The following is a 15,298-nucleotide window of genomic DNA, read 5'->3' as shown; positions in this document are numbered from 1 at the left end:
CTTTTTATGAATATTATTTCAATTCAAAACAATATTGGTCTGCCAAAATATAAGCAGATAATTCTTTCAATTGAAAAAGCGATTGAAGAAGAAAAACTTATAAAAGGCGACAAATTACCATCGGTAAACAAGGTGTGTCTGGCATTTTCACTATCGCGAGATACGGTTTTATTGGCTTATGAAGAACTGAAAAAACGAGGCATCATTTACGCCATTCCTGGAAAAGGATATTACGTTAAAAGCGTTGAAATCACTATAAAACAAAAGATTTTTTTGCTTTTTGATGAACTCAACAGTTTTAAAGAAGACATTTATAATTCGTTTTTAAACAATATTGGAAAAAATGTTCAAGTCGATATTTTCTTCCATCATTTTAACAGCGAAGTTTTTCAAAAACTCATAAATGACAGCAACGGTAATTACACGAAATATATTTTGATGCCCACGAATTTGAAAAATATTGTTGCGTCGATAAAAACCCTACCAGTAGCCGATGTTATCATACTAGATCAGACCAATCCGGATTTAAAAATGTATCCAGCAATTTATCAGAATCACCAAAAAGATATTTTTGAAGGATTGTTGAAAGGAAAAGAAAAATTAAAACACTATAAAAAACTTATTTTGATCTTTCCAGGTTTTAGGGAACCGCTTGGAATGAAAAAGGGTTTTGAAGATTTTTGTTCCGAATATCATTTTAAATCGGAGATTATTACCGAATTTACAAACAGAGAAATCACGACAGGAGATCTGTATGTAATTCCAAATGACCGTGATTTGGTAAAAGTAATTGAAAAAGCGAGGTACCAAAACCTAAAACTTGGAACCGACTTTGGCATTATATCGTATAATGAAACTCCTTTAAAGAAAATTGTTGCCAGCGGTATTGCTACTATTTCGACCCATTTTGAAGCGATGGGAAAAATTCTTGCCGAAATGGTGCTTAAAGGAAAGAAGGAACAAATCGAAAACAAGTCAGCCCTTATCATAAGGAATTCATTATAGAAAGACTTTTTCGTGAGGTATTATTTACATCACAAACATTCTGCTTTTTGTTTGAAAAAATGATGAATAATTAATTAAAAAAATAAGAATGCAAATTCTTGTTTTAGACCAATTATTTTGCTTACATTTGCAAATGTAATTTTTACACTTATTAATTATTTAAATGCTTTGACGATTAATGTTCATAATGATCGTTTTAAGCAAAAGGTTAAAAGATAATAAATTTTGTTTATTTTTTTTAATAGTAGTTTTATTGAAGAAAAAACCCTGAAAGTTGTGGATTTCAGGGTTTTGTTTTTTATAGATTTAGTACAAAATCATTGAGTAATTTCTCTTCATATTTTTCCTTATTAAAGGTATATAGGTAAGAGCCTTTTCGAGACGACTGCATGTCTTTTTCATCCAGTTTGTTAAGAATCTCCAGAGAATTTATTTTACTGATGAAATTTCTTTTGTCTAATTCCTTGCTCAAAATGGCTTCATATAATTCTAATAACTGGCGCATGGTGAATTTCTCCGGAAGCAATTCAAACCCAATTGGTTTTATCGACGTTCTGTAACGAAGTCTTTTTATGGCATTCTGAAGCATTTCATTATGGTCAAAAATCAAACTTGGCGCATCATTAATTGGAAACCATTCTGCATGATAATTTTTGATTAATTCGGCATTATGATTTTCAATATTAATCAATGCATAATATGAAACCGAAATAGTTCGTTCAACTGGATCACGATCGATTTCACTATAAGCATATAACTGCTCCATATAAATATCGTTTAACCCTGTATAAGTATTTAGGATTCTAATTGCAGCATCGTCTAGAACTTCATCTTTTTTTAAGAATCCCCCAATCAAAGACCATTTTCCCTTTTCTGGCTCGAAATCCCTTTTAATTAAAAGGATTTTTAGACCTTCATTGTCAAATCCAAAAATAATACAATCTACCGCTAGTAAAACCTTATCGGCAGAGCTATAACTGTTTAGCATATTTAATATTTTATTGGTAAAGATATAAACTTCCTGATTTGTTTCATAATTAATTAATGTAGATTTTACACTTACATAAATAGACTGCTCAAAAATAAGGTTAAAAAAATGACTTTTTTATACAAAAATACCCTTCATTTTTCTTTTTTAAGATTATTTTAAGATAAAAACAGGATAGTCAAGGATAGTTTTTTAAAAAAAGATCGAATGTTTATGTAAAAAGATACAAAAATAAACAGTCCTTTTCCTTCAAATATAATCAATTTTTAAATTCAAATACTTAAATAACAGTCAATTTATGATTTTTTTTCTCCATCGTATTTTTGATTAAAAAAGCAGTTTTTGATTAAAAGTGTATTTTTTACACAATTAATTCATAAAAAACCTTGATTTTTTTGAAAAATATATCAATTCTAAAATGTGTTTTAAACACTTAATTTGCGATATGTGTTTTTTTTGCAATGTTTTTTTGTGATATTAATTTGTTTTCGTGGTTTTTTTTTAGTTAAATTTACAAATGTAAGATTAACACTTATTATTAAACCACTATCCAACCTTAAACTAACCACTTATGATTACAAACCCGCAATTAATTTTGTATGGCAATTTTTTATTGTCAAAAAAACATTGGATTACAGCATTTTTAATGCTGTTATTTTCTGTTAATCAAATGTCGGCTCAAGGCAAAACGATTAACGGAGTTGTTACATCGGCACAGGATAATCTTCCTCTGCCGGGTGTGAATATTATGATAAAAGGAACCAAAACAGTAACTACAACTGGATTTGATGGAGAGTATTCGATTAAAGCATCTCCAAATGATGTTTTAGTGTTTTCATTTATAGGATTTCAAAACAAAGAAATAACCGTAGGAAGCCAGTCTAAGATAGATGTCGCTTTGGGAGAAGATACCAACAAACTGAATGAGGTAGTCGTGATAGGTTACGGTTCGCAGAAAAAAGCCGACTTAACAGGATCTGTAAGTGTCGTAAACTTAGAATCGGCGAAAAAAACAGTAACGTATGATGCTGCAAAAATGCTTCAAGGACAGGTTCCGGGTGTTACGGTACAATCATCTGGTGAACCTGGAGGATTTGTAAATGTGAAGATTAGAGGGATAACTTCCTTCAGTAATAACAATCCCCTTTTTGTAATTGACGGAATCATGGTTGACTCTCCGTATGATTTTGCGCCTGGTGAAATAGAATCAATGCAGGTTTTAAAAGATGCTTCTTCGGCTGCGATTTATGGAGTGCGCGGTGCAAACGGAGTTGTAATCATTACCACTAAAAAAGGGAAGGCCGGAAAAATGGATATCAAATTCAAATCAATCGTGGGTCTTCAAAACGTTGCTAAAAAATGGGATGTTACAGACCGCGTTGGCTATCAAAAAATTACAAGCGAAGCAGAACGTAACCGTGATATCAGAGCTGGAGTTCCAGTGAGTATTGCTCCAGGAAATGATCCGAACAGTCCGTCTTATATTTCGAATGTAAATACAGATTGGCAGAAAGAAGCTTTTCAAACTGGTGTGGTACAAAATCAGGCGCTAACGTTTAATGGCGGTGCAGAAAATTTAGCCTACAGCTTTAATGTTGATTATTTTAAAAACACAAGTTATATCAAAACGCCGCAGGACTATGAGAGGCTTTCAACCAACTTAAATTTGAATGGTAAAAAAGGAAGATTTAAATATGGTGCTAAAATAGCCTACACACAATCTGATAAAGAAATCTTCAATGAATACAACGCAGGACAAACGGTTATCAGCGATATTTTGGGAGCGGTACCAACAATGCCAGTTTACGATCCGAATAGATTAGGAGGCTACGGCGGTACAGACAACTTGACTCAAAGAGCCATTTCAATGAATCCAATTGGATACAACAATTTAATTGATAATAACGGAAAAAGAAACCGTTTCATAGGAGACGTTTGGGGAGAAGTTGAAATCGTAAAAGGTCTTAAATACAAATTAGATGTAAGTTACGATAGAACAGACTGGCAGAACCGAAAATTTATTCCGCCAAGTGATCTAGGATGGTATTATATTACGACAAATGATGAAGCATCTTTAGATATTTCAAATGGAAATGAATTAAGAACATTCCTAAACAATTTACTAACCTACGAAGTGACGCTTGGCAAACATAAAATTGATGCTTTGGCAGGATGGATTCAGGAAAAAAGAGAGAATTACAACCACTGGTCAAGAGGTGTAGGATTTACTCCGGGAGAAATTCCAATGGTACAATATGCAGATTCAAGAGATGCGGGTGAATATAAATTTACAATTACCGGAATTTCATACATCAGCAGATTAAACTATTCTTATGATGACCGCTATTTGGTGCAGGCAAATTTTAGACAAGATAAAACCTCTCTTTTCAGTAAAATTAATAACTCAGCAAACTTTTACTCTTTCTCAGGAGGATGGAAAATCAGCAACGAAAAATTTATGCACTTACCATTATGGGTGAGCAATATTAAACTTCGTGGAGGTTACGGAACAATTGGTAACAATACCATTCCTCAATACTTCTTTGCCACAACCGTAAACAGTTTTGCAGGATACGATTTTAATAACCAATTAGCACCAGGAACAACAGTAGTTAGTTCGTTAGACCCAAATGTACACTGGGAAAAATCGACAAACTCAAATGTGGGAATCGAATTAGGATTCTTAAACAACGATTTACAATTTACAGCAGAATACTTTATTAAAAAATCAGATGATTTACTACTAGGTGTACCGCTTCCATATTCTACAGGTGCTTTTCCGGCGAGTATTACAACAAATGCAGGATCTATGAAAAACTCAGGAGTAGAGTTTACAGCGTCGTACAGCAATCATCATCGTAAATTTAAATATGATATTTCAGCCAACTTTGGAACACTTAAAAATGAAGTAACCAAAATTGGTGTAAACGGAAACCCTATTTATGGAGCAGTTTCTAAAACAGAAGTAGGAAGGTCTGTAGGAGAAATGTTTGCTTGGGAAGCCATTGGAATTTTCCAAAACGCAGCTGAGGTAGCTTCTTCTCCAAAACAAACAGGTGCTGCGCCGGGTGATGTGAAATTTAAAGATGTAAACGGCGACGGACAAATTACAGATGCCGATAGAACTTTCCAAGGAGTAACCATTCCTAAATATGGTTTTGGATTAAATTTCAGCGCTTCGTATTCCAACTTTGATTTCTCAATGTTTTGGCAGGGAGCTGGCGGCAACAAAGTATTCAATGCAATGTACCGCAATTTGATGATCGGACAATATACAAATCATCATACCGACGAATTAAATTATTGGACACCAACAAACACCAATACTAATATTCCTGCTCCCGTTATTGGAGATCCAAACGGAAATGCAAGAGATTCTAACCGATTTATTGAAAGCGGCGATTACGTGAAGTTACAAACCATGGAACTTGGTTATAACATTCCGATAAAAGATAAATTTATTCAAAAAGCAAAGGTTTACCTAAATGGACAAAATCTGTTGATTATTTCGAAATACAAAGGATATGATCCAGATTTTAACAGCGACGGATTGATTTCGAGAGGATATGATGCAGGATCTTTCCCAAACCCAAGAACAATTTCTTTAGGAGTAGAAGTAACATTCTAAGCAGGTTTAACCATTTAAAAACGTATTAAAATGAAATATAAAATATTCAATTATATAGCAGTTTTCTTTTCGCTTGCTTTGGTAACCACAAGCTGCGTAGACAATGAAGACTTAGAACAGCTTGATCCTAATAATAATGCAGTTGATTCTTTCTGGAAGTCAGATGAAGACGCTTTGCAAGGAATAAATGCTGTGTATGGAAGTTTATTAACAGATGGTACTTACATGAGAAGTACACCATTGTTACTCGATGCAAGAGCAGATGATGCTCGTACAAATAGTCCTTGGGGTTCTATGTACAATGCAGGACATTTTAACTCAAATGTAGCCGACGCTTCTATTTATGGCTGGGCTTACGAAACCTATTATCAAGGAATTTACAGAGCTAATCAGGTATTGACAAACGTTCCAGGAATTGATTTTCAGGATGAAGCTTTAAAAAACAGAATCTTAGGACAAGCTTACTTTTTACGAGGATTGTATTTATTTCATGCCGTAAACCTTTTTAAAAATGTGCCTCTTCCAACAGAATTAGCCGTTTATTATCCGCAGAAAACACAAGAAGAAGGCTGGGCGCAGGTTATTGCCGATTTTAAAGCCGCTGCCGATTTACTGCCAAACACTTATGATGGTCTTTCTGGATTAGATGGAGGACAAAAAGGACGTGCAACAAAAGGCGCTGCATTAGGATATTTAGGAAAAACCTATTTGTTTATTAAAGATTTTACAAACGCCAGAAACACTTTTAAACAAGTTATAGATTTAGGAGTATACTCTTTGGTAGCGAATTATAGAGACAATTTTACCACAGCCAATGAAAACAATTCAGAATCTCTTTTTGAAGTACAATTCAGCAGAGATGCCGGAGGAGTAGATTTAGGCTGGGGAGGTGCACCTGCATCTGGATGGGGAAAAACTTCTGCAAGAGCAATTACCTATGCTCCTCGTGCTTTTGGATGGACAGACGTGCAGCCAACATGGGCATTATTCAACGAATTTAAAGAAGAAAAAACAAAAACGGGAGGAGATGATCCGCGTTTAGAAGCTACTATTTTCTATAACAAACCGGGCGGTATGCAATTGTACGGAAAAGATTTTGCCACATTTTATGCTTCAAGCCCTGCCGATTTAAATGATTTATTCTGCAGAAAATACCAAAACTCTGATGGTCAATTTGCAGACGAATATGACTGGCGTTCTGGTATCAACGAACGTTTATTACGATATGCAGATATTCTTTTAATGTATGCCGAATGCTTAAATGAAACAGGCGATACTCCGGGAGCTTACACCTATATCCAAATGGTAAGAAACCGAGTAAACCTTCCAGACTTGTCAGTTACAAAACCAGGAATGACTCAAGATCAAATGAGAGAACAAATTGGTCACGAAAGATTCTTAGAATTTCCGCTTGAAGGACATCGTTTTGATGACATCCGCCGCTGGGGCTGGTTGGATAATCCAACGAAATTAGCTTGGTTAAAAGCCAGAGATGCCGAATTCAATTCGTATACAAAAGGAAGAGAATACTACCCGATTCCGCAATTAGAAATGGATAATAATCCGGGAACTGTTCAAAATGAGAGTTATTAAGTTTACCCTCTTAGTTTTCAGTGGCAGTAACGGTATACTGTGTCTGAAAACCGAGACTAAAAATATTTGAGTTAGTTAAATACCTAATATCATGTGAAGAACTAAACACTTCACATGATATTATTCCTTATGATTTGGAATACAAGAAAAGTAATTTTTTAACAGTAACTAAAATTAGAGCAATGAAAACAATTATAAGTTTGGTTGTATTAGCGATATTATTTGGGAGTTGTCAAAATGAAGAGATCGTCCTAACAGAGCAAGCAGCAACAGCTGTAAATACTCAGGATTCACAGGTTACTAATTTAACAGCCAAAACAGTCAGCGGAAATGTGCCATCGCACGATCCGAGTACGATTGTAAAAAGCGGTGTTAATTATTATGTTTTTACTACGGGAGATAATATCCCAATGACGTATTCAACCAATTTAACCAGCTGGACATGGGGAACATCTGTTTTCTCATCAACTCCAAGCTGGATTACAGGATATGTTCCAGGATTCGTAAAAACGTTCTGGGCGCCAGATGTTGCTTGGTTCAATAACAGATGGAATATGTACTATTCTTGTTCTACATTTGGTTCGGCGACATCAGCAATTGGATTGGTGACAACACCAGCCATTTCGCAAAGCGCAGGAACAACTTGGACAGATAGAGGCGTTGTCGTTTCTTCCTCATCTTCCTCAGATGTCAATGCCATCGATCCCTCTATTTTGGTGGATGGAAGCAATGTTTATATGGCTTATGGCTCATGGCATGCGGGTATTGGAGTGATCCAAATTAATCCTTCAACAGGAAAAACAACAGGAAGCAGAACCATTGTTGCTGGCGGAAACAGCGCATCTTGGGAAGCGCCTTGTTTAATTAAAGAAGGAAGTTATTACTATTTATTTGTAAACAGAGGCACTTGCTGCAATGGCGTAAACAGTACGTATTATATTGTAGTTGGACGTTCAACAAGTCCGTTTGGACCTTTCGTTGATAAAAACGGAGTTTCTTTAAAAAATGGCGGAGGAACAACTGTTCTGGCTACACAAGGAAACTACATAGGTCCAGGTCATTTGTCTAGAATCACTGGAACCCAAAAAGGAGCTGTTCATTATTATGACGGCGCGGATAACGGAAATCCAAAACTTGAAATTGTATATTTTACTTGGTCATCTGGATGGCCAACACTTTCTTATTAAAAACTAAAATTCAGAGGAAAGTTTGTCGGGCTTTCCTCTAAAAAACAAAAAAACCATTATGAAAAAAGCACTTTTAATCTCATTTGTAATTTCGTTTTGTAGTCAGCTGAATTTCGCGCAGACCACAATAACCATTAAAAATTCTGCTGATGCACCCACAATTGATAAAAACATTTATGGTCATTTTGCAGAACATTTAGGCCGTTGCATTTACGGAGGATTTTTTGTGGGAGACACTTCAAAAATTCCAAATACAAAAGGAGTAAGAAATGATATCATTGCTGCTTTAAAAGATTTAAAAATTCCAAATTTAAGATGGCCGGGTGGTTGTTTTGCCGATACCTATCACTGGAAAGATGGAATTGGTCCACAAGAACAACGACCAACTATTGTAAACAAATGGTGGGGCGGAGTAACCGAAGACAACAGTTTTGGAACACACGATTTCTTGAATATGTGTGAACTTCTTGGAGCAGAACCATACTTATCTGGAAACGTAGGAAGCGGAACAGTTCAGGAATTGGCTGATTGGGTTCAGTACACAAACTTTAGCGGTAAAAGTCCGATGAGCGATTTGCGTGTAAAAAATGGAAGAAAAGAACCTTGGAAAGTAAAATATTGGGGAATTGGAAATGAAGCTTGGGGATGCGGAGGAAATATGACTGCAGAATATTATGCGGGCGAATATCGTAAATACGCAACTTTCATGTCAGACTGGGAAAATACAGGAGGAATTACAAGAATTGCTTCAGGATCAAACAGCTCTGATTACAATTGGACAGAAGTTTTAATGAAAGGAATTCCGTTGAATATGTTAGGCGGAGTTGGCGTTCACCACTATGCTGTAATTGATTGGGGTAAAAAAGGAGACGACAGAAATTTTACAGAAGAAGGGTATTTCAAAACCATGCAGTCGGCATTAAAAATGGAAGAATTGGTTACCAAACATTCGGCTATTATGGACAAATACGATCCAGAGAAAAAAGTAGCCATGATTGTTGACGAATGGGGAGGCTGGTACGAAGTAGAAAAAGGAACAAATCCAGGATTTTTATACCAGCAAAACACAATGCGTGATGCCGTTTTAGCAGGAGCGACATTGAATATTTTCAACAACCATGCAGACCGTGTTCGTATGGCAAATTTAGCACAATGTGTAAATGTTTTACAAGCTGTAATTCTTACCGACAAAGCTAAAATGATTGTAACACCAACGTATCATGTAATGAAAATGTACAGCGTGCACCAAGATGCTAAATTATTGCCTGTAAGTTTCGAATCGCCATCCTATACTTTTAATGGAGAAAAACTTCCAGCAGTTTCAGCATCAGCATCAAAAGACAAAAATGGAGCAGTTCATATTTCACTTGTAAACGTAGACGCAAAAAACAAAAACAAAATCGAAATTGATGTAAAAGATTTAGGCGTGAAAAACTTCACAGGAACGGTTATCACATCAGCTAAGTTACAAGATTACAATTCATTCGAAAACCCAAATAAAATTGTTCCGACAGCTTTTAAAGGTTTCGAAAACAAAAAAGGAAAACTTGAAATTACGATTCCTCCTTTCTCAGTAGTTGTTTTAGAAGGAAAATAAAATAACAAAGATGAAAAAAGAAAACGTCATTTTAAAAACCATTTCTTTCATCGGATTTTTTGCAGCAGCACTTTTAATGACAAGCTGTTCAAAAGATGATCCGGCGTTAGCACCAGAGCCGCCCGTTGTAGTTGATCCGCCTGTAGTGACGCCAACATTTAATGGACCGACTTATGCCGATAATTATACGGCGTTTGCAAGCTGGTCAAACCGATCGCAATGGAATCTGGCAAACGTACACGATCCCTCAGTTGAAAAATCGGGAGAATATTATTATATGTATCAAACCGATGCTTCTTATGGAAACGCACACGATGGCAACGGACATTTTTTCTACAGAAGATCAAAAGATTTAATCAACTGGGAATTTATGGGACCTTCAATGCTTCAGGCGCCAGCGTGGGTAAAAGATTCTTTAAACAATAAAAGAGCCAGAATGAGTCCGGCACTTCCTCCAATAACAAATCCAAATTACGGATTTTGGGCGCCATGCGTTCGAAAAGTGGGAAATGTTTTTAGAATGTATTACAGCATTGTGGTAACGAATCCAATTGTTGGAACAGATACCAATACTTCTTGGACAGAACGCGCTTTTATTGGTTTGGCAGAAACTACAGATTTAGCATCCAATAATTGGGTTGATAAAGGAATGGTAGTCTGCTCAGAACCTGACGGCGTAAAAAGTTATGTTCGAAATGGAGGAAACGATTGGGATGCCTATTTTAAATTCAACGCCATCGATCCGAGTTTTATTGAAACCCCCGAAGGTGAACAATATTTAATTTACGGTTCTTGGCATTCTGGAATCGCGGCTTTAAAATTAAATCCAACAACAGGAAAACCAGATAAATTAGAAACAATCGACGATTACGGAGTTCGAATTGCAGGCCGCGGGAATGTAAATACAAACCGTTGGCAAGCGCTTGAAGGCCCTGAAATTATCTACAATCCAGACACACAATACTATTATTTGTTTTTGGCTTATGACGAATTATCGGTGGCTTACAACACACGTGTAGCACGTTCCAAAAATATTCTCGGACCTTATGTAACCAATACTGGAATCAGTATAACAAATGGAGCAGAATGTTTTCCGTTGTTAACACATCCGTACCAATTTAAAAATCATACCGGCTGGGTTGGATTTTCACATTGTGCTGTTTTTCAAAACCCAACAACCAAAAAATGGTTTTATGCTTCACAGGCACGTTTGCCAGAAGGAGTTCCAGGAATCAATGTTTCAAATGCAGTCATGATGGGGCATGTGCACGGAATTCAATGGACAGAAGACGGCTGGCCAGTTGTAGAACCAGAACGTTACGCTGGAGTTCCCACAACCACTTTTGCAGAAGGAAATCTGGTTGGGACTTGGGAACAGATTACCATGAATTACCAATACAAAACCATGCAAAAATCAGTTACGATTTATCTAACAGCCGACAAAAAAGTTAGCGGTGATATAACAGGAACTTGGTCGTATGATCCGGCTAAAAAAATGGCCACTATAAACGGAATTAAATGTAATGTAGTCGATGCGTGGGATTGGGAATCATCAACCAGAAAAGTGACTTTAACCTATACCGGAATCAATAGTGCAGGATTAACCGTTTGGGGTAAAAAAATAAATTAGAAAATTTAAACACATAGAAACATAGATTTTCTAGTCAATAAAAGAGAAAAAACAAATCTAGATTTGAACACATAGATTGCTATGTGAATTTAAATAAATGAAATGCCTTTTTCAGACAACGTAATGCTATGATTCTATGTGTTAAAAAAATAAAGGTACAGATTAAAAGGATTTTTTAACTCTGCTCAATCTGCTTAAAAAAATAGCCACGAATTCACGAATTACAATGATTAAAATTTGTGAAATCTACTTGAATAAAAATAACTACAAATTTCACGAATTATGATTTGTAAAAATTCGTGAATTTGTGGCAAAAAAACATATCAATTATGAAAAACCTATTTACAAGCCTTTCCGTTTTGCTTTTATCGATTGCAGCAACTGCACAATCGGTTAAATTCAATAATCCAATTATTACAAAAGCTTTGCTTACATGTTCTGATAAAAGTTTCAGTTGAGGTTTGCACTTAAATTTACTTATATCACTTATATGGTTTACAAAAACATAAAATATACACTTTCAGCTTTTTTGATGCTGATAACTTCAGTGGTTGTGGCACAAGAAATTGTTGTGCATGATCCGGTAGTCATCAAACAAAAAGACACTTATTATTTGTATTGCACAGGAAATGGAATCAGTGTTTTTAGTTCGAAAGATTTAAAAAAATGGAACAAAGAACCACAGGTTTTCGCCGAAAAACCAGTTTGGGCAGATGGCGTTGCAGCCGATTTTAAAAATCATATTTGGGCGCCAGATATTTCATTTCATAACAATATATACTATCTGTATTATTCGGTTTCAGCTTTCGCTAAAAATACATCGGCGATTGGTGTTGCGACTAATACGACTTTAAATCCCAAAGACAAAAATTACAAATGGATCGATCAAGGAATTGTCATTCAATCGCAGCCCAATCGCGATATGTGGAACGCCATCGATCCAAATTTGGTCTTTGATGAAAACAACACGCCTTGGCTTGCTTTCGGTTCTTTTTGGGAAGGATTGAAATTGGTAAAATTAAATCGAGATTTAAAATCAATTGCACAGCCTCAAGAATGGCATACAATCGCAAAACGAAAAAGAAGTTTCGAATTACTAGATTCTGATCCAGGTGATGGCGCGCTTGAAGCTCCTTTTATCTTTAAGAAAAATGGTTATTACTATCAATTTCTTTCTTGGGATTTATGCTGCCGCGGAGAAAAAAGTACTTATAAAGTAGTAGTTGGAAGATCAAAAAATGTAACAGGACCTTATGTTGATAAAGAGGGAAAACAGCTCGATCAAGGTGGCGGAAGTTTAGTAATTCAAGGCGATGAAAACTATTTTGGAGTAGGCCATAACAGCGCCTATACTTTTGATGGGAAAGATTATATGTTTTATCACGCTTACGAAAAGAAAACTAACGGAACACCAAAACTAGTAGTCAAAGAAATGCAATGGGATGCTGATTTGTGGCCTGTTTTAAAATAGAATACAGGATAATGAAGCCATACAATTTGCCTAATTTTTCGGGCTTCTAATTATCAAAAAAGTGCAGAAAGTTACAATCGAATACACAGAACAAACAATAAAAATATGAATACCAATTTTATTACCAAAATTACCCTTTTAGGAGCGATGTTGACAAGCATATACACATCGGCACAAAAAAACAACCTTGAAGTAGATGCTTCCAAATCGATTACCAAAATTCAGCCAACCATGTACGGAGTGTTTTTTGAAGACATCAATTTTGCTGCCGACGGAGGATTATATGCCGAAATGATCAAAAACAGATCGTTTGAATTTTTGTTTCCAATGATGGGATGGAATGAACCCAACAGTGACCGCCATAAATTAAACCAGCAATCTGGAATTGCAAACGTAATTCAGTATTCCCAACAAGGAACCAATCATAATTATTGCCGAGTTACCATTAACAATGCGAATGGATATCAGTTGATAAACGAAGGTTTCAGAGGAATGGGAATCAAGAAAGATTTGAAATACAATTTGACTTTAAAAGCGGCCAAAATTTCAGGTAATATTTCTAAAATTAAATTTCAATTTATTGATAAAGACCACAAAGTCTTGGGAGAAACTTCGGTTGTTCCAACCTCAAAAGATTGGTCAAATTATTCGGCTCAATTAACTTCAACCGCAACAGAAGCCAAAGCAAAATTAAAAATCACTTTCGAAGGAAATGGAGTAATTGATTTAGATAATATTTCCCTGTTTCCAGAAGATACTTGGGCAGGAAGAAAAAATGGGCTTCGTAAAGATTTAGTGCAATTATTATACGATTTAAAACCAGGATTTTTACGCTTCCCAGGTGGTTGTATTGTAGAAGGAAGAACTTTGGCAGAACGTTACCAATGGAAAAAATCGGTTGGAAAAGTAGAAGACAGAGAAACAGCTGTAAACCGTTGGAATATGGAATTTTCACATCGACCAGCTCCAGATTATTTCCAAAGTTTCGGATTGGGATTCTTTGAATATTTCCAGCTTTCAGAAGATATTGGCGCTTCTCCGCTTCCAATTTTAAGCTGTGGAATGGCCTGTCAGTTTAATACAGGACAATTAGTTCCAATGGATCAAATCGACCCTTACGTTCAAGACGCATTAGATTTAATTGAATTCGCAAACGGCGGAACAGAAACCGCTTGGGGAAAAGTAAGAGCCGATATGGGACACCCAAAACCATTCAACTTAAAATTTATTGGAGTTGGAAATGAACAGTGGGGACCAGATTATATTGAACGTTTTAAAGTATTCGAAAAAGCAATTAAAAATAAATATCCAAACATCACTATTGTTTCAGGAACAGGACCTTTCCCTGATGGAGATTTCTTTGATTATGGAATGAAGGAACTTAAAAAACTAAATGCAGAAATTGTAGATGAGCATTATTACAAAGACCCAGCTTGGTTTCGTAAAAATGCAACCCGTTATGACAGTTATGACCGTAAAGGTCCCAAAATATTTGCAGGAGAATATGCGGCACAAAGTGTAGCAATTGCAAGTCCAGACAACAAAAACAACTGGGAATGTGCTTTTTCTGAAGCCGCTTTCATGACTGGAATGGAGCGTAATGCTGAGGTAGTTCATCTAACCTCTTATGCGCCATTATTAGCTCATGAAGAAGGCTGGCAATGGACACCCGATATGATTTGGTTCAACAATTTGCAATCATTTGGAACACCAAATTATTATGTGCAAAAACTGTTTTCAAACCATAAAGGAACAGATTTATTAAGCATTACAAAAGACGGAAAAGCCATTACAGGACAAAACGATTTGTTTGCTTCTGCAGTAAAAGATGTAAATACCAAAGAACTAATTCTGAAAATCGTAAACACTTCGGCTTCATCTCAAAATGCATCAATTGATTTTAAAGGAGCAAAATTAGACTCAAAAGGAACAGCGGTTACGTTGAAAGGAGACGGATTAAATGACGAAAATTCATTTGTAGCGCCAACCAAAATCAGTCCAAAAGAGAGCCAGTTTAAAGTTAATGGAAGCAAAGTTCAATACGATTTTGCTCCTTATTCTGTAACTGTTTTGAAAATTAAGATGAAATAATCGCAACATAATAAATGTAACATTAACATTTGTTTTTTGTTTTGATCTAAAATCTTCGTTTTAATGCATTTTTTGTAAAAAATCGAGACGCACAACCACATTAAGTGT

General features: G+C 35.6%; 10 protein-coding genes. 9 read left to right on the top strand and 1 reads right to left on the bottom strand.

The window, feature by feature from the left end:
• Positions 1–6: 6 nt before the first annotated feature.
• Entirely contained in the window at positions 7–1,005 is a 999-nt protein-coding gene (locus tag P2W75_RS04735) for a GntR family transcriptional regulator (protein WP_276379190.1), read from the top strand.
• A 298-nt stretch (positions 1,006–1,303) separates the two neighbouring features.
• Here the strand turns inward: P2W75_RS04735 and P2W75_RS04730 are convergent, their stop codons facing one another.
• Positions 1,304–1,993, bottom strand: a complete 690-nt coding sequence (locus P2W75_RS04730) for an NUDIX domain-containing protein (protein ID WP_276379189.1) — start codon at positions 1,991–1,993, stop codon at positions 1,304–1,306.
• A gap of 571 nt (positions 1,994–2,564) precedes the next feature.
• Here P2W75_RS04730 and P2W75_RS04725 point away from each other — a divergent pair.
• From P2W75_RS04725 to P2W75_RS04690, 8 genes are all read left to right on the top strand, one after another.
• Positions 2,565–5,621, top strand: coding sequence for a TonB-dependent receptor (locus tag P2W75_RS04725; RefSeq protein ID WP_276379188.1), 3,057 nt, complete (start codon positions 2,565–2,567; stop codon positions 5,619–5,621).
• A gap of 30 nt (positions 5,622–5,651) precedes the next feature.
• Complete coding sequence (locus tag P2W75_RS04720) at positions 5,652–7,214, top strand: RagB/SusD family nutrient uptake outer membrane protein (protein ID WP_276379187.1); 1,563 nt, start codon at positions 5,652–5,654, stop codon at positions 7,212–7,214.
• A 182-nt stretch (positions 7,215–7,396) separates the two neighbouring features.
• Complete coding sequence (locus P2W75_RS04715) at positions 7,397–8,401, top strand: arabinan endo-1,5-alpha-L-arabinosidase (protein WP_276379185.1); 1,005 nt, start codon at positions 7,397–7,399, stop codon at positions 8,399–8,401.
• A 58-nt stretch (positions 8,402–8,459) separates the two neighbouring features.
• Positions 8,460–9,998 (top strand): alpha-N-arabinofuranosidase, encoded by a 1,539-nt coding sequence (locus P2W75_RS04710; protein WP_276379183.1) that lies wholly within the window; start codon positions 8,460–8,462, stop codon positions 9,996–9,998.
• 10 nt (positions 9,999–10,008) lie between these two features.
• The gene (locus P2W75_RS04705) at positions 10,009–11,628 is read left to right on the top strand and encodes an arabinan endo-1,5-alpha-L-arabinosidase (RefSeq protein WP_276379181.1); all 1,620 of its coding nucleotides are present in this window, start codon (positions 10,009–10,011) and stop codon (positions 11,626–11,628) included.
• A 329-nt stretch (positions 11,629–11,957) separates the two neighbouring features.
• Positions 11,958–12,086, top strand: coding sequence for a hypothetical protein (locus P2W75_RS04700; RefSeq protein WP_262898899.1), 129 nt, complete (start codon positions 11,958–11,960; stop codon positions 12,084–12,086).
• A 32-nt stretch (positions 12,087–12,118) separates the two neighbouring features.
• A complete protein-coding gene (locus tag P2W75_RS04695) occupies positions 12,119–13,099 on the top strand; it encodes an arabinan endo-1,5-alpha-L-arabinosidase (RefSeq protein ID WP_276379180.1) in 981 nt (326 codons plus the stop codon).
• 105 nt (positions 13,100–13,204) lie between these two features.
• On the top strand, positions 13,205–15,190 hold the full coding sequence (locus P2W75_RS04690) for an alpha-L-arabinofuranosidase C-terminal domain-containing protein (protein ID WP_276379179.1): 1,986 nt from the start codon (positions 13,205–13,207) through the stop codon (positions 15,188–15,190).
• Positions 15,191–15,298: the final 108 nt, after the last annotated feature.

Origin of the sequence: Flavobacterium sp. H4147 (assembly GCF_029360735.1) — a bacterium.
GTDB classification, from domain to species: Bacteria; Bacteroidota; Bacteroidia; order Flavobacteriales; family Flavobacteriaceae; genus Flavobacterium; species Flavobacterium endoglycinae.
This window is presented reverse-complemented; position numbering and strand designations above follow the sequence as displayed.